General features: G+C 73.8%; 4 protein-coding genes. All 4 read left to right on the top strand.

The genetic code is table 11. The annotated features are described in order from the left end of the window. Positions 1 to 132: 132 nt before the first annotated feature. The 4 genes from QFZ75_RS37815 (at position 133) to QFZ75_RS37800 (ending at position 18,344) form a co-directional block, all read left to right on the top strand. Positions 133 to 3,225, top strand: coding sequence for a tetratricopeptide repeat protein (locus QFZ75_RS37815; protein WP_307543950.1), 3,093 nt, complete (start codon positions 133 to 135; stop codon positions 3,223 to 3,225). Positions 3,226 to 3,879: 654 nt separating this feature from the next. Further along, positions 3,880 to 7,878, top strand: coding sequence for an amino acid adenylation domain-containing protein (locus tag QFZ75_RS37810; RefSeq protein ID WP_307543949.1), 3,999 nt, complete (start codon positions 3,880 to 3,882; stop codon positions 7,876 to 7,878). Further along, positions 7,878 to 17,426: a non-ribosomal peptide synthetase gene (locus QFZ75_RS37805; protein ID WP_307543948.1), complete on the top strand. Its 9,549-nt coding sequence runs from the start codon at positions 7,878 to 7,880 to the stop codon at positions 17,424 to 17,426. The genes QFZ75_RS37810 and QFZ75_RS37805 overlap by 1 nt, the downstream gene beginning before the upstream one ends. Positions 17,427 to 17,465: 39 nt before the next feature. Next, positions 17,466 to 18,344 carry a TauD/TfdA family dioxygenase gene (locus QFZ75_RS37800; RefSeq protein ID WP_307543947.1) on the top strand — a complete coding sequence of 293 codons (879 nt, stop codon included), beginning with the start codon at positions 17,466 to 17,468 and terminating at the stop codon, positions 18,342 to 18,344. Positions 18,345 to 18,380: the final 36 nt, after the last annotated feature.

Genomic DNA, 18,380 nt, shown 5'->3' with positions numbered 1-18,380 from the left:
ACAGACTGCGGGAGGAACCTTGCGAAAACCTTGTCGGGGCCTCCGGGACGATCTCCGTCGCGGCACCACGGGCCCCATATGTGTGAAACCCTTGGGCTGGTCGGGGGGTTGGGGCACATGGAGCGGCCGATCGTGGGTGGGGACGTGGATCTTCGATTACTGGGCCCGTTGGAACTGTGGGCCGGTGGTCGCCACATCGAACTGGGCCAGCCGAGACAGCGCATGGTGCTGGCGGCGCTCGCGGCCAACTCGGGCCGGCTGCTGACCGTGGGCGACCTGGTGGACCGGATGTGGGACGACGCCCCTCCCGACTCGGCCCGTTCGACCCTGTACTCCCATGTGAGCCGGATCCGGCGGGTCCTGGAAGAGGCGGCGCGGCGCGAGAGCGAGACGGCGGAGCCTCCCCCCTTGCAGCTGCTCCGCGTGTCGGGCGGCTACCTCTTGAAGGCCGCGGACGACAGTGTCGACCTGCTGCGGTTCCGCACCTTGGTGGCCCGGGCCCGCGCCCTGCGTCCCGGCGACCCGGACAGCGGCCGGCTCCTGGGGGACGCCCTGGACCTGTGGCGGGGTTCTCCGCTGGCCGACCTGCCGGGCGCCTGGGCGGAGCGCACCAGGACCGCCTGGCTGAACGAGCGGCTGGAGGCCGCCCTCCTGTGGGCCCGGGCCGAGTGGACGGCGGGACACACCTCGCAGGCGATCGGCCGGATGCGGTCCCTGGCGGACGAGTACCCGCTGGCGGAACCCCTGGCCGCCCTGCTCATCAGGTCCCTGGCCCGCACGGGCAGGACCGCCGAGGCCCTCGACCACTACGCCGAGGTCCGCCGCCGGCTGGCCGACGACCTGGGTGCCCTGCCGGGAGCGGAGCTGCGCGCGGCGCACGAGGAGACCTTGCGCGAGCGCTCCGCGTCCGCCGACGGCGCCGAGCCGGGCCCCGCCGGCGCCACCGGGACATCACTCTCCGGACCCGCCCAACTACCCACGGACGTCCGGGCGTTCACCGGCCGTCAGACACAACTGGACGAGCTGTCCCGGCATCTGCTCGCCGCCGTCGGGGACGAGACCGACCCCACCACGACGGTCGTGGTCTCCGCGGTGTCCGGCACCGCCGGAGTCGGCAAGACGGCCCTGGCCGTCCACTGGTCGCACCGTGTACGGGAGCAGTTCCCGGACGGTCAGCTGTACGCGGACCTCCGCGGCTACGACACGGATGAACCGGTGTCCCCCGCCGACGTCCTCACCGGCTTCCTCGTCGCCCTCGGCGTACCCGGTCCCGAGATCCCGCTGCGCCTGGACGACCGGTCCGCCCGCTACCGCACCGAGTTGAGCGGGCGCCGCATGCTCGTCGTGCTCGACAACGCCTCCTCCAGCGAGCAGATACGCCCGCTGCTGCCCGGCGCGAGCCCGTGCAGGACCGTGGTGACGAGCAGGAACACCCTCAGCTCCCTGGTGTCCCTGCACGGCGCGCACCGGCTCGTACTGGACGTGCTCCCGCTCGAGGACGCCGTACGGCTGCTGCGCAGGCTCATCGGCCCCCGCGCCACGGCCGAGGCCCGGGCCGCGGCCGTCCTCGCCGAGCAGTGCGGCCGGCTGCCCCTCGCCCTGCGTGTCGCCGCGGAGCTGGCCCTCTCCCGGCCCGACTCCCCCTTGAGCACCCTTACCGCCGAACTGGAGGACCGGCGGGGGCGGTTGGAGCTGCTGGACTCCGACGACGATCCCCGCGCGGCCGTGCGCGCCGTCTTCTCCTGGTCGTACGACCGCCTCCCGGCCGACGCCGCCACCACCTTCCGGCTGCTCGGACTGCACCCGGGACCCGATGTGGACGCGTACGCGGCGGCCGCCCTGTGCGGACGCTCCGTCGCCGACACCCGGGCGGCCCTGGAACTGCTCGCCCGCAGTCATCTGATCCAGCCCACCCGGCCCGGCCGCTACGGCATGCACGACCTGCTGCGGGTGTACGCGGCCTGGCAGGCGGAACGGCACGACGGCGCGGCCGACCGCGAGGCCGCGTCGAGCCGCCTCCTGACCCACTACCTCGCGGCGTCCTGCGCCGCCATGGACGTGCTGCTGCCCGCCGAGAGCCATCTGCGGCCCCGGATCCAGGCCCCCGGGACCGAGCTGCCGCCCTTCTCCACCACGGGCGACGCCCAGGAGTGGCTGGCGGCCGAGCACAGCGTGCTGTCGGCCGTGACCGCGGCCGAGGCCACGCGCGGCAGGGCAGAATACGCCGTCGGTCTCGCCACCACCCTGCACCGCCACTTCTACACCCGCGGCCTGTTCACCGACGCGCTCGTCGTGCACGGCAACGCCCTGCGGGCCGCCCGCGCCGCCGACGACCAGCAGGGGGTGGCCGAGGTGCACACCTGCCTCGGCATGATCTACCGGCGGCTGGCCCGGTACGACGAAGCGGTCCGGCACCACACGGAGGCGCTCGACCTCTGCCGGCGGATCGGCCTGCCGGTGACCGAGGCCCGCAACCTCACCAACCTCGGTGTCCTGCACGAACTGCGGGGGCAGTACCGCGAGGCCGCCGAGCGGCAGGGGGAGGCGGCCGTCCTCTTCCGCAAGGTCGGCGACCTGGGCGGCGAGGCCGACACGCTCAACAACCTCGGCATCGTGCACGAGTTGCTCGAGGACTACGAGACCTCCGCCGTCCAGCACCGGCAGGCACTCGCCCTCTACCGCACCCTCGGCAACGACTTCGGCGAGGCCAGCGCCCTGGGCAACCTCGGCATCGTGCTCTCCCGGCTCGACCAGCACGCCACGGCGGCCGACCACCTCGAGCAGGCCCTCGCCCTCTTCCGGCGGCTCGGACACCGCGGCGGCGAGGCGCACGCCCTCACCAACCTCGGCGACGCCCACCACCGGCTGGACCACCACGAACTGGCCGCCACCCATCAGCGGGCGGCCCTCGCCCTGTTCCAGCGGACCGGGGAGCGCTACGGCGAGGCCGGCAGCCTCAACGGCCTCGGCGAGGCCCTGCACGGTTCGGGCCGACACGACGAGGCCGCGGCGGCGCACCGCTCCGCCCTCGCCCTGGCCACGGAGATCGAGGAGAAGGAGGAGCAGGCCCGCGCCCACATCGGGCTGGCCCGCATCCACCAGACCCGCGCGGACCTGCCGGCGGCCCGTACCCACTGGCAGAACGCCCTCGCCCTCTACAGCACCCTGGGTTCGCCACGCGCCACCGCGGTGAGCGAGGCACTGTCCGCGCTGGACGCCCGGTGACCCGCGCCGGTATTGCGGAAGCAAGCACTCCTCTTTTGTCAAATCTCGGCAAAAAGGCGCCGCGAGGGTTTATGGGGCAGGGCGCTCGGCCTATCCCATAGGCGGGCCGCCGGCTCCTCGTTCCCGAATTCGGGACGCCCCGCGGACATCTCCGGAAAACAGGCGGTCTTTGCATCCCCGAACACCCTTACTTGACGAAAAACCCGTCACATGGGGGCGTTTCCGGCGATAGCCTCCCCCTGGCGGGAGACCGTTGACAGGGTCTGGTCCATTGATCAATTATCGCCGTGCGTCCAGGTGCGCCCCATCGGCACACCGCCCGGACGACGTCTCCGCACCCGTGGGACGCCGTGAGCCAGAAAGCCGGTGGCCAGAATGCCGCACAACGAAGACGTGACCATGTCGCCGTTATCCACTGGCAACGTTGTCGCAATGGAACACCGGAATCCTGGACCGCACGGCCTCCCGCATTCTCCCGTATCTCTTGAATTTCATTCACTTTCTTCACCGCCCCCACCTGCGCGGTCCGCGCACCTCACCGCGACTCCGCCCGGTATCCGGGCGTAGAGCAGCCCCCGCGTGCTGACGCGCAGGCGGCCGAGCCCTCACCGTGACTCTCGGAACCAGTAACCCTGACGACGGGAAGAACCAGTCTTGTCCGTGCACCACACCCCCCACGTCCACGTTCCGGCCTCCTTCGCGCAGCAGCGCCTGTGGTTCCTCGCCCAGCTCCCGGGCGGCAACGAGGCGTACAACGAATCCATCGCCTTCACGATCCGCGGCCCGCTCGACGCGGCCGTCCTGCGCCGCGCCCTCGACACGCTCGTCGTCAGGCACCAGACCCTGCGCACCCGGCTCGTGGCCGTGGACGGGGAGGTCCACCAGCACATCGATCCGCCGGAGACCGGCTTCGCCCTCGCGGCGGACGACCTCACCGGGCTGCCGGACGCGGTGGCGCACCTCGACGAGCTGCGCCTGCGGGAGGCCTCGGCCCCGTTCGACCTGGCGCGCGGGCCCCTCACCCGGGGCCGCCTCGTCACGGTGGCGGCCGACCACCACGTCCTGCTGCTGACGATGCACCACACGGTCTTCGACGGCCGGTCCATGAACGTGATGATGCGTGAACTCAGCGCCGTGTACCCGGCGCTGCTGCACGGCCGGCCCTCACCGCTGCCGCCGCTGCCGATCCAGTACGCCGACCACGCGCGCGCCCAGCAGGAACGCGTCCTGTCGGGCGGACTCGCCGGCCAGGCCGCGTTCTGGCAGGAGCGGCTGGCCGGCGCCCCGCCCCTGTCGGGGCCGCCCACCGACCGGCCGCGCCCGGCGCAGCAGGACCTGCGCGGGGCCCGGGTGGAGTTCGCCCTGGACGCCGGGCTCACCTCCGCGCTGAAGGCACTGGCCCGGCAGCACGGAGGGACCCTGTTCGTCGCCGTGCTGACCGGCTGGTCGCTGCTGATGTCGCGGCTGAGCGGCCACGGCGACGTGGTGGTGGGCACCCCCACGGCGAACCGGCGGCACAAGGACGTGTCGGACCTCATCGGCTTCTTCGTCAACACGCTCCCGCTGCGCGCCGACTTCTCCCGCACGGACACGGCGGGCGACGCCCTGCGCCGCGTACGAGGTGTGCTGCGCGACGCGCTCGACCACCAGGACCTGCCCTTCGAGCGCATCGTCGAGCTCGTCAACCCGGTCCGCAGCGCCGCCCACACACCGCTGTTCCAGACGATGTGCGCCTGGGTCCCGGAGCGCGGCGGACTGCTCGAACTGCCGGGCCTGGACATCGCCCCGCTCGACATCCCGCACGCGCCGGCGAAGTTCGACCTCGCGCTGTCACTGACCGAGTCGCAGGGCCGTGTCGTCGGCCACCTGGACTACGCGTCGGCGCTGTTCGACAAGGAGACCGTGCGCCGGTACGTGACTCAGCTGCGGCACCTGTTGACCGACATGGTGGCCCGGCCGCAGGCGCGCGTCGGCACGCTGAAGCTGATGGACGAACACGAACGGCACCTGCTGCTCACGGACCTCGCCCAGGGGGAGCCGCTCACCGGCGCGCCCTCGCCGTGCGCGGGCGGCCTGGTGGAGCGGTTCGACGAGCAGGTCGCGACCCGCCCCGCACGGACCGCGCTGGTCTGCGGCGACGAACGGCTCGACTACGCCACCCTCGCCGCACGGGCCGGGCGGCTCGCCCGCGCCCTCGCCGGCCGGGGGGTGGGCCCCGGCTCCGTCGTCGGACTGCACACCGGCCGCAGCGTCGAGCTGGTCGTGGGCGTACTGGGCGTCCTGAAGGCGGGCGCCGCCTATCTGCCGCTCGATCCGGCCCAGCCGCCCGCGCGGCTCGCCGCGATGGTCGAGGACGCGGCCCCCGCCCTCGTGCTCAGCGATCTCCCCGGCGACGGGAGGCCGGCCGCCTGGCACGACCTGGTGACCGTCGAGACGTCGGCGGACAACGATGTCCCGCCCCCGCTCCCGTCCTCGGCGGCACCGGACACCGGGCGGCTGGCCTACGTGCTCTACACGTCCGGCTCGACCGGCCGGCCCAAGGGCGTGGCCGTCACGCAGGGCAGTGTGCTCAACCTGTTCGACAACTGGCTGGACCGCATGGGCGCGACACCGGGGGAGGCCACCTCCGCGTGGTCGAGCATCGGTTTCGACGCCTCGGTGCACGAGGTGCTGCTGCCGCTGACGACGGGCGCCGAGCTGCACCTGGTCCCCGAGGACCTGCGCGGCGACCCCGGGGAACTCCTGCGGTGGATGCGGGAGCACCGCATCGTGCAGGCGTTCCTGCCGCCCTCCTACGTCCGGTGGATCGACGAGGAACCGGCGAAACGGCTCGACGGGCTGGCGCTGCGCCACCTGCTCACCGGTGTGGAGTCCCTGCCGGAGGCGGCGCTGCACCGCATGCGGGAGCACCTCACGGACCTCAGGGTCTGCTTCGGCTACGGGCCGACCGAGGCGACGCTCTACAGCACGGCGTACTACGACCCGCGGCCCCTCGACCGGCAGTCCCCCATCGGGCGCCCGCTCGCCGGAACCCGGATGTACCTCCTCGACGAGGAGAGGGAACCGGTGCCGGTCGGGGTCGCGGGAGAGGTCTACCTCGGAGGGGCGGGTCTCGCCGCCGGCTACCTGCACCGCCCCGACCTGACCGCCGAACGCTTCCTGCCCGACCCCTTCCTCCCCGGCGAGCGCGTGTACCGCACCGGCGACCTCGCCAGGCGCCTGCCCGACGGCAACGCCGTCTACGTGGGGCGCGTCGACGACCAGGTGAAGCTGCGCGGCTTCCGTATCGAGCCGGCCGAGATCGAGGCCGCGCTGCTCGCACAGCCGGGGGTGCGCGAGGCGGCCGTGGTGGTCGACCGGGACACCGGCGGCGAACCCCGCCTGGTGGCGGCGGTGGGCCGCGGCGACGCACCCGCCGGAGCCCCGCACGCGTGGCGCGCGGCCCTGGCCGAGCGGCTGCCGGACTACATGGTTCCGGCGGTCGTCGTCGAGCTGGCCGTCCTGCCGCTGAGCCGGAACGGCAAACTGGACCGTGCCGCCCTGCTGCGCGCGGCGGCCGCGGCCGGCACGGGTCAGGTCAACACGGAGAACCCGCGCGACCACATCGAGTTGACGCTCCATGGCATATGGCGGGGCATCCTCCTGAACCCGGACTTCGGCATCGGCGACAGCTTCTTCGACATCGGCGGCACCAGTCTGTCGGCCATCAAGCTGGCGCACCGCATCCGCGAGGCGTTCGGCACGACGCTTCCCGTCCGGGACATCATCCTGAACCCGACGATCGAGGGACTGGGCGGCCTCGTCCGCCGCGGCCGTTCGGGAGCGCCGCCGAGCAACCTCATCGAGTTCCGGCGGGGCGGCACCGGCGGGAACGTGGTCTGCGTCCATCCCGCCGGCGGCACCGCGTTCTGCTACCTGCCCCTGGCCCGGACGCTCCCCGCGGACGTCGGCCTGTACGGCATACAGTCCCCCGGGGTCAATCCCGGCGAGGACCCCCTTCCCGACGTGGAGGCGATGGCCGAGGAGTACCTGCGGCTCGTCGAACCGTTCGGCGACGGCCCCCTCGTCCTGACCGGCCTCTCCTACGGCGGACTGGTCGCGCACGAGATGGGCCGCCGCCTGGCGCGGGCCGGCCGCACCGATGTGGGGGTCGTGCTCCTCGACACCCAGGCCACCGAGGACGCCGAGGTGCGCGCCGCCGTGGCGCCCGTGGACCGGGCCGAGTTCCGCGACAAGCTCGTGAAGTTCAACGGCATGTACCCGGGGATCGACGACGAGCAGATCGAGCAGTACTTCCGCATCTACAACCACAACCGCATGACGGCCCGCGACCATCTCCCGGCGCCGTCCCCGGCCCGTGTCGTGCTGGTCCAGGCCGTGGGCGGCACCACCACCGACCCGGCGTCCCTGCCCGAGGTGCGCGACTTCTGGCGGCGGCGCGCGGAGGGCGGCTTCCGGGTCGAACTGCTGGACTGCGACCACTGGGAGGTACTGGAGAGCGGCGCCTCACCACGGGTGTCCGCCGTCCTCGCCGCCGAACTCGCCGGACTCGCCGGACCGGCCGGGCTTTCCGGGCGCGCGGAGTCCGCCACCTCGGCCGCACCCGCCGCCATCACCACCGCCGCCGCGTCGGCCGTCACCGAGGAGGCGTGATGTCCAGCTCGTCCACGCCGGGCCCCCTGCTGGCCGAGGCCGTCCTCGACCGGGCGCGCCGCACCCCCGACGCCCCTGCCGTGGCCGACGGCGACCGCACCCTCAGCTACGCCGAGCTCGACCGCGCCTCCCTGCGCGTGGCCCGCGGCCTGCGGGCGGGCGGAGTCGGCGCGGGGCAGGCCGTCGCGGTCCGCCTGCCGCGGTCCTGGCAGCTGGTGTGCGTCATGCTCGGCATCCGCCGGGCCGGTGCCACCGTGGTGCCGCTCGACGCGCAGAGCCCCGCCGAGCGCCGCCGCCACATCCTCGACGACTCGTCGGCCGTCGCCCTCGTCCAGGACGGCACGGGTGGCGCAAGTGGCGCGGGCGGTACGGGCCGTACGGACAGCGCGCGTCCCGGATCCCGGCCGGATGCCGGTGCTTCCCCCGGCGCGGACCGGGTTCTCCCGCTGGACGTCGCCGATCTCCTCGGAGCCGATCCCCTCGGAGCCGATCCCCTCGCAACCGGCCTCCCGGACACGGACACGGCGCCCTTCGACGAGGCCACCCCCGCGACGGACGCCGCCACCTCGTTCCTCTTCTACACCTCGGGCACCACCGGCCGGCCCAAGGGCGTCGAGGTCAAGGACGCGGGCATCATGCGTCTGGCCGACCCCGGCTTCCTCTCCCCCGCCGTCGGCGCACGGTACGCGAGCGTCTCCAACCCGGCCTTCGACGCCCTGAGTTACGAGGTCTGGGTACCGCTGCTGACCGGCGGGACCTGTGTCGTCCTGAGCGACGAGCAGGTGCAGAGCCCCGACCTGTTCGCCGATGTCCTGCGGCGGGAGCGGATCGACGCCCTCTTCGTCACCACCGCCCTCTTCAACGCCGTCACCGACACCGCGCCGCACTGCTTCGACTCCGTCGGCCAGGTCCTGATCGGCGGCGAGCAGCTCAACGCCGCCCGCATCAAGCACTGGTACGCGGACAACCCCGGCAGCGCGACGCGCCTGGTCAACGTCTACGGGCCCACCGAGTCCGCCACCTTCGCCCTGTACCACCCCGTGCCCCGCGCCTTCGACGGCGACACCGTTCCCGTGGGGCGGCCCCTGCCCGGCACGGACGCGGTCCTCGTCGCCGACGGCTCGCGCGCCGCGGATGCCGACGAGGTCGGTGAACTCCACCTGTCCGGCGCCGGGCTGGCGGCGGGCTACCGCAACCTGCCCGAGGAGACGGCACGGCGCTTCGTGACCCTGCCGTGGCACGACGCGGGCCGCACCCTGTGGTACCGCACCGGCGACCTCGCACGCCACGACGCCACGGGACTCCTCACCTTCGTCGGGCGCGCGGACCGCCAGGTGAAGGTACGCGGTTTCCGCATCGAGCCCGGCGAGGTCGAGCAGCAGCTCGCCGCGCACCCCGCCGTCCGGCAGGCCCGCGTCTGCACCCGGCACGACGTGGACGGCGCCCATGAGCTGCTGGCCTACCTGGTGCTGGGGTCCGGCCTGGCGTACGACGCGTACGAGCGCCATCTGGCGGCCACCCTGCCCCCGTACATGCGCCCGCACCGCACCCATCTCGTGGACGCCCTGCCGCGCAACGCCAACGGCAAGGTCGACGACGCCGCGCTGCTCGGCTCCGCGGCACCGGCGTGGCGCCCCTCGCCGGGCACGGCCGTCGCGGTGACCGACGCGCAGCGCGAGGTGCTGGAGATGGCCGGGAGCGTCCTGGGGGTGTCCGGTCTGCGGCCCGACGACCGCTGGATCCCCCACGGCGGCGACTCCCTGAAGGCGCTGCGGCTGCGCTTCCTCGTCCGGCGGCGCTGGAACGTCGAGGTGCCGCAGACCGTCGTGCTGCGGGAGGACTTCGCCACGCTGACGGAGGCCGTCACCTCCGGGGCCTCCCCCTCCGGGGCCTGCGGGCCGCAGCAGTCGCCGCCGCACCCGCCGGTGCCTGTTCCGAGCGGAGACCGTCTCGCACCGGCCACGTCCGAGCAGCAGCGCCTGTGGCTCCTGCACCAGAGCGATCCGCACAGTCGCGCGTACGACGTTCCGCTCGCCTTCCGCCTGGAGGGGACCGTCGACGAGGACGCCCTGCGTGCGGCGCTCGCCCGTCTGGTCGTCGAGCATCCCGCGCTGCGTACGGCCTTCCGGTCCACCCCGGAAGGGCTCGTCCAGCAGATCGGCGATCCCTTCGACCCGTGGGAGCCCGCCGGTGTCCTCGACGGCGAGGACTGGGAGCCGGCGGCGCGGCGGTTCTTCGCCGCCCCCTTCGACCTCGCCGCGGCGCGGATGCTCCGGGCGGGCCTGCTGCACACGGGCGGGGGCGCGGTCCTGCTGCTCCACCTGCACCACATCGCCGTCGACGGCTGGTCCCTGAACGTCCTCTTCCACGACCTGACGGTCTTCGCCGCACACACGGCCGACACGACCGACGTGAGCGGCGTGACCGACACGGCCGGCCCCGGACAGGAGGAGGGCTCCCGCCGGACGCCGGTCGACTTCGCCCGGTGGCAACGGCGCTGGCACGCCGAGCCGTCCTACCAGGAACAGCGGTCGGCGCTGCACCGCCACTACGCGGCCCTGGACCCGTCCCCCACCCGCACCGCCGCGACGGAGACCGCCACCGCCACCGGGACCGCCGACGTCGCCGACTCCGGGGCGCGGTTGCTGACCGCGTCCCTCGACGCCGACCGGCGCGACCGTCTCGACCGACTGGGCGCGGAGCTCGGGCTCACCCGCTTCCAGCTCCTGCTGGCCGCGTTCTCCCTGACCCTGTACGGCGTGACGGGCCAGACCCGTCCCCTCGTCGCCAGCCCCGTGTCGGGCCGGCCGGTCGACGAATTCGCCTCCACCGTGGGCATGTTCGCCAACACCGTGCTGCTTCCGCTGCGGATCGAGCCGGACGTCGGGGTACGCAGGCAGCTCGGCCGGCAGGCCTCCGAGGTCCAGCGGATCCTGGACCGGCAGGACGTGACGCTCACCGACGTGCTGACCGATCACGACTTCGGCGGCGCCCCGCTCTTCGACTTCATGTTCGTCCTGGAGAACACCGACTTCGGCGCGCTCTCGCTGCCGGGGTGCCGGGTGCGTCCCCTCTGGCCGCGACCCGCCGGCACCAAGTGCGCGCTCACGCTCTCCGTCGTCGAGCGGGACACCGGCTTCGACTGCCTGTGGGAGTACGCGGCGGGACGGTTCGACGCCGAGCTGGTGGCATCGGCACACCAGCTCTTCCAGCGGGCGGTCGACCTGCTCACCACCGGCGCCGGGAGCGGCGACGGCGAGAACGGCGACGGCAGGAACGGCGAGGACGGGTCCACACCGGCGGCCCTGGTGGCGCCCTACCGGCGTACGCTCCCCGACCCGGGACGCGGTTCGCCGAGCGCCCCCGCGTACACCACCGTGGCGGAGGGCTTCGCGCGGCAGGTACGCCGAACCCCGCACGCACCGGCCCTGACCACGGGCGACCGCACCCTCACCTATGCGCAACTGGACGACCGGGCAAGGGCGTTGGCGGCCGAGCTGTCGGCCCGGCATCCGGTGCCGTCCGATCCGGCCGCGCCTGCCCGTGTCGCCCTGCACCTGCCGCCGTCGGCCGAGCACGTGGTGGCCCTCCTCGCCGCCGCGCAGCTCAACCTCACCGTCGTACCGCTGGATCCCGCCTACCCGCCGGCCCTGCTGCGCCGCGTCCTGGGCGACGCGGCCCCCCTGTGCGTCCTGACCGCACCCGGCACGGCGGCGGACGTGGACGCGATCGCGCCACCGGAGCTGCCCCGCCACGTCATCGACCTGACCGCCACCGCGACGGCGGCCCCGCCGCCACCGCCCCACGCGGGGCTGAGGCCGCTCTACACGCTGTTCACCTCGGGCTCGACCGGCACGCCCAAGGGTGTCGACGTACCGGACCTCACCCTGTGCAACCTGCTGGACTGGCAGACCGGGGAAGGCGGTCTCGGCGGGGCCGCGGTCACCCAGCAGTTCTCCATGCTGTCCTTCGACGTCTCCTTCCAGGAGATCTTCGGCACGCTGTGCTCGGGCGGCCACCTGCGCCTCGTGCGCCCCGACTGGCGGCAGGACCTGCCCGCCCTGCTCGACCAGCTGGAGGACGCGGGCATCGAGCGGCTCTTCCTGCCCTTCGTCGCGCTGCAGCTGCTGGCCGAACACGCCGTCCATCTGGGTCGTTTCCCCTCGCGGCTGCGTGAGGTGGTGACCGCCGGCGAGCAGCTCGTGTGCACCGACGCGATCCGCCGCTGGTTCGCCGGACTCACGGACGCGCGGTTGTTCAACCACTACGGACCCACCGAGACGCACGTCGTCAGCGGCCTGTGCCTCGACGGCGACCCGATGCGGTGGCCGACCCGCCCGGCCATCGGCCGGCCGGTGGCCGGGGCGGTCCTGCGGGTGGTCGACGACAGCGGCGCACCGCTTCCGCCGGGAGCCGTCGGTCACCTGCTGATCGGCGGCCCGATGGCCGCGCCGTGCTACCTGAACGACACCGGGCTCAACCGCACCCGGTTCACCGAACTGCCCGACGGACAGGGGACGTTCTACCGCAGCGGCGACCTCGCGCACTTCGACGCCGGAGGGCTGCTGCACTACGACGGCCGGGACGACGACCAGATCAAGATCAGCGGTCACCGGCTGGAACTGGGCCAGCTGGAGGCCGCCCTCCTGGGCCATCCCGCGGTCGTCGGTGCCCTGGTGGCCCGCGACGGCGACTCCCTCGTCGCGCTCCTGCAGTGCCGCGGCGACGATCCGGACCTGCGGGACCTCACCGTCCACCTGGCCGGGCAGCTGCCGCCCCACGCCCGGATACGCTCCTTCCGCCGGGTGGAGGCGCTGCCGCGCACCCCCAGCGGCAAGCTCGACCGCCGTGCCGTGACCACCCAGGGCCGTGAGCTGCGGGGCCCCGGCGGCACCGAACCCGCCGCGTCCGCGCAGGAGACCCGGCTGTGCGAACTGTTCGCCGCCGTCACCGGCAAGCGGGTACTGCCGGACCAGCGGTTCTCCGACGCGGGCGCCGGCAGCCTGGACCTGATGCGCTTCCAGCTGCGCTGCGGGGTCGAACTGGGCCTGTCCTTCACGGTGGCGGACCTCTTCGAGCACGTCACCGTACGCAGCCTGAGCACGTTCCTCGGCTCGTCGAGCGGCCCGGCGCAGGTCGCGGCGCAGAGTCCGGGCGGGCGGGAAACCGCGGCGGACGAGCCGGTCGCCGTGATCGGAATGGCCGTACGGCTGCCGGGCGCCCCCGACCTGGCGTCGTTCTGGCGGATGGTCGAGACGGGCGGGCGGGGCATCGAGCACTTCCCGGCGCCGGAGGGCCGCGTCGGTGCCCGCAGCCAGCTGGACGGCCCCCTCTCCTTCGACCCCGGCCACTTCGGCATCAGCCCGCAGGAGGCACGGCTGATGGACCCGCAGCAGCGGCATCTGCTGATGAGCTGTGTCGAGGCGCTCGCCCACGCCGGCATCGCCGACCCGGCCGGCGGGCGCGTCGGCCTGATAGCGGGCTGCGGCGAGAACACCTACTTCCAGTCCATGCTGCGGGAGGCCGATCCCGCCGCCCTCCCGGACGGCTTCCGCCTGGCCCTGCACCACGACAAGGACTTCCTCGCCACGAAGGCGGCGTACCACCTGGGCCTGACCGGTCCGGCCTTCACCGTCCAGGCCGCCTGCGCCAGCTCCCTCGTGGGGGTGCACGTCGCGGCCGGCCTGCTGCGGCAGGGCGAGGCCGACGTGATGCTGGCCGGCGGAGTGCTGGTCGACACCCTGCTGACGGACGGGTACACCTACCGGCCGCAGCACATCTTCTCCCCCGACGGCCACTGCCGGCCCTTCAGCGACGACGCCGCGGGCACCGTCGGGGCGAGCGGTGTCGGCGTGGTGGTGCTCAAGCCGCTGCGCCTCGCCGAACGCGACGGCGACACCGTCTACGCGGTCGTCACCGGGTCCGCCCTCAACAACGACGGGGCGGCGAAGCTCGGTTACAGCGCGCCCTCCGTGTCCGGCCAGCGGGAGGTCATCCGGACCGCGCTGCGCCGCAGCGGCCGCAGCGGCGCCGACCTCGGGTACGTCGAGGCGCACGGCACCGGTACCCGGCTCGGTGATCCGGTGGAGGTCAGCGCCCTGCGCCAGGCGCTCGACCTGCCCGACTCCGCCTCGTGCGCACTGTCCTCCGTGAAGAGCCAGATCGGTCATTTGGGCGCGGCCGCGGGCGTCGTCGGCCTCGTACGGGCGGCCCTCGCCGTCCACCACGGGGTGATCCCGCCGAACGTCGACTTCCGGCGCCTGAACCCGGAGATCGGCACCGACCCCGCCCCCTTCCGCATCCCGACCACCGCGCAGCCCTGGCCGGCCGGACGTCCGCGCGTCGCCGCCGTCAGCAGTTTCGGTATCGGCGGCACCAACGCCCACCTGGTCCTGGAGCAGTACGAGGCTCCCGCGGCGGCACGAGAGTTGTCGGGCGCGGACGGCCTGGTTCCGTCGGAGGCGGATCGTCTGGTGCTGTCCGCGGGCAGCGAGCAGGCCCTGCGTACGGATGCCCGGCGCATCGCCGATCACCTGGCCGCCGCGCCGCGGACGTACGCGCAGGTCCTGCGCCATCTGCGAAACGGCCGTCCCGCCCGGACGCACCGCGTCGCGGCCGTCTGCCCGGACGCCGGAACGGCCGTGGAGTGGCTGCGCGCGGTGGCCGGGGGGACGGTGGACACCGAGGGTGCGCAGGGCGCCGCGGCCACCGCTCCCGATGCGGGTGCCGGCCGGGAGCCGGGTCCGCACCCGGCTCCCCCGCCGTGGGACTTCCCGCCGCCCGCCTTCGCCCTCACGGAGTACGACTTCCCCCGCGCCGTCCGGCAGCCCGCGCGGGGCGACGCACCGACGCCGGCGAGCGACGTCACCCACGGCGGGGCGCCGGACAGGATGCCCGAGGAGGCATGGCTGCACCAGACCGAGTGGGCCCGGACGCGACGGGCCGTCCCGTACACCGGGGCCATGTCCGGGCGCCCGGTCGTCGTCGTCACCGACGGCGCCTCGACCCCGGTCGACTGGAAGGCCCTGCACTCCGCCCACGCCCGCGTCGTCCACGTCACGGCCGGGCGCGCGTACGGCCGGCTCGGCGCCGACCGGTACGAGGTCGACCCCGCCGACCCCGCCTCGCTGGCCCTCCTGCTCCAGGACATCGGGCGTGACGCGCCGGACGGACTCGAGTGGCTGCACGCGCTGCCCCTCGGCGTCGAGGGACCGGTCGGCGAACGGTCACTGGAGGAGGCTCGGCGCGTCTGCCTCGACCAGACCGCCGCCCTGTGCCGGGCGGTGGCGAACCTGCCGTCCGGCACCCGCCCGCGCATCTGGTGGCTGTCCCACGGAGCGCAGCCCGTGACGGGCGAGGTGACGCGCCCCGAACTGGGCCTGCTGACCGCGGCGGTGGAGGTGCCGCGCCAGGAACTCGGCCTGGACACCCGCTGGATCGACCTGCCCGGTGCCGAACCGTCCGACTGGGCCCACCTGTTGCCGCTCGTCCTCGCCGACACCGCTCCCACGGCCGCCGGTGCGGAGCGTCGCACCGCGCTGCGCCGGGGTTACTGGTGGCGGCCGGTGGCCCGGCCCGTGCCGCGTCCGCTCCCGCACGTGTCCGCCGGGCTCGTGGAGGGTGACGGCACGCATCTCGTCCTCGGCGGTACCGGCGGGATCGGTGCCGCCCTGGCTTCCTGGCTGCTCGAACGCACACACGGGCAGGTCGTGCTGCTCGCCCGGCGTCCTGAACTGCCGTCCGCCCTGGCCCGCTGGTCCGACCGCGTCGTCCTCGTGGCGGCCGACCTCGCCGAGGAGCCGCTCGACGACCTCCTGGAACGCCTCGCGCCGCACACCGGCAACCTGCACGGCATCGTGCACGCGGCGGACAGCGCGGCCGGCTCGCTCCTGGTGCGCCGCGACAGCGAGGTCATGCGCGGCGCGAGCCGGGCGAAGCTGCGCGCCGCCCTGCTCACCGAGCGGCTGATCGCGCGGCACCGGCCGCGCTACGCCGCCTACTGCTCGTCCCTGTCGGCGCGCTTCGGCGGGGTCGGCCAGTTCGACTACGCGGCGGCGAACGGGGTGCTCGACGCCTTCGCCCACCACGAGGTGGACGCCTCCCCGGCGACCGTACGGCTGGGCGTCGGCTGGGACGTGTGGCGGGACGCCGGCATGGCGCGCGACGCCCTCGGTGCCGACGCACGCCACCAGGCGCACCTGCGGACGGGGCTGTCGGCCGCCGAGGGCCTGCGCGCCTTCGCCGACGCCGTGGAACTCCAGCTGCCCCACCTGCTCGTCGCCACCACCCCGCTGGAGGCCGCCCGCCACTTCTACGAGCCGCAACCGCAGCCGCAGCCGCAGCCGGGACCCGAGCCCCGGCCACAGACCGCGCAAGCACCGGCACCGGCACCGGCACCGGCACCGGCACCGGCGGTCGACGCAACGGAGCCGCCCGGTTCCGCCGAACTGGTCGAGGCCGCCCGGGAGTTGCTGGGTACGGACACCCTGGATCCGGCGGCGTCCCTGTACGACCTGGGCGCGGACTCCCTCACCCTGCTGGACCTGCTCTCCGAGGTGAAGCGGCTGTACGGGGTCGACCTGGAGCTCTCCCGCCTCGGCCACCAGGTCAGCGTCAACGACCTGCTCGGCCACCTGGAGCGCCCCGTGCGGACCGAGGGGGCCGGGGGGACCGCCGGCGATCCGGTCACCGTCGAGACCTGGCAGAGCGGCGACGACCACGACGTGCTGTGCGTGATCCACCCGGTGGGCGGCGACATCCAGGCCTACCGGCCGCTGGTCTCCGCCCTGGACGAGCGCACCACGGTCTGCCTCGTCCCCGACCCCGCCCTGCTCGATCCCGGCCTTCCGCACTGGTCGGTCACCGAGCGGGCCGACCGCTACCTCGCCGCGCTGCGTGCCCGTTTCCCCGCGGCGGAGGTGCGCCTACGGCTCGCGGGCTGGTCGTTCGGCGCGCTCGTCGCCCACTCCATGGCCGCGACCGCCGAGGCGCAGGGCCACCCGCTGGAAGGGCTGTACCTCCTGGACCCGCCCGCGCCGCACGCCCCGCCGCTGCCGCCGGGTGGCCCCGACGGCCTGGACGAGGAGGCCCTGCGCGCCGTCTTCCGGCGCGAACTGCTCGGCAACGGCAACAACAACGGCACCCAGCCGATGCCGTCACCGGCAACAGCAACAGCAACAGCAACAGCAACAGCAACAGCAACAGGGCACACCTACGCCGAGCGGCTCGCGCACTGCTGCCGGGCCAACATCTCCGCGATGACCGGACACACCGCGCCCCGCGTGACACGTACGCCCAGTGCCCTGTGGCTGGCCACCGAGGTCGCGGCCGACCTGCCGCTCGCCCCGCCCGTCCCGTCCGCGGCCGAGGAGTGGACGGCGCTCCTCCCCCGTCCCGCCCGTGTGCACCACCTGCGGGCCACGCACTACGAGATCGTCACCGGCCGGCACGTCCGGCACATCGCCCGGGTGATCGACGCCGACCGGCCCGGCGGCCCCTCCGACGGCAGCCGCTCCGGCGCGACGTCCCCTCCCGCACGTCCCGTCTGACCCCGACAGCCCCTGATCCCCCTCACACCGGAGCCCCCCATGGACCAGTTCACCCTCGACGCCGTCGAACGCATCACCACCGCGCCCCGCGAGACCTACGGCAGTTTCACCGTCGACCCGCTGACACCGCTCCTCGGCGCGGAGGTCTCCGGCCTCGACCTCTCCGAGGAACTCACCCCGGTCCAGCAGAAGGAGATACGCACCGCCTTCCTGACCCACCACGTCCTCGTCTTCCGCGACCAGCACCTCACTCCCGAGGACCACAAGCGGTTCGCCGCGCTCTTCGGCCCGCTGCACCCGGTCTCCCTGCCCGAGGAGGACTCCGACCCGTACATCCTGGAGATCAGGGCGGACAAGGACTCCCGCGCCGTCGCCGGCAACGGCTGGCACGCCGACGGGACCGCCGACGCCGAGCCCTCCCTCGGGTCGTTGCTCTACGTGACCGAGGTGCCCGCGATCGGCAGCGGCGGGGACACGCTCTTCGCCAACATGCACCTCGCCTACGACATGCTGTCCCCGTCGATGAAGACGTTCCTGGACGGGCTCACCGCGGTCCACGACGGTGCACGCCCCTGGCTCGCGCAGGGTCAGATGCCGCCGGCCGAGTACGACGTGCCGCGCAACGAGCACCCGGTCGTGGTCCGCCACCCCGACACCGGACGCAAGCTCCTGTTCGTCAACGGCCCGTACACCTCGCAGATCACCCAGCTGGCCGCCGCCGAGAGCACGGCCGTCCTCACCATGCTGTACGACCACATCGCCCGGACCAACCTGCTGCACTGCCGGGTCCGCTGGCAGGCGAACACCCTGGTCCTCTGGGACAACCGCTGCGTCCAGCACCATGCCACCTGGGACTACTTCCCGTACTCGCGCTACGGGCAGCGCATCGCCGTCGACGGCACCCGCCCCCAGGCATGACCGGGGGATGACGGGAACCCGGACAGCAGCGTGTCC

The sequence above is a fragment of the Streptomyces sp. V3I8 genome, from assembly GCF_030817535.1.
Lineage (GTDB): Bacteria > Actinomycetota > Actinomycetes > Streptomycetales > Streptomycetaceae > Streptomyces.
This window is presented reverse-complemented; position numbering and strand designations above follow the sequence as displayed.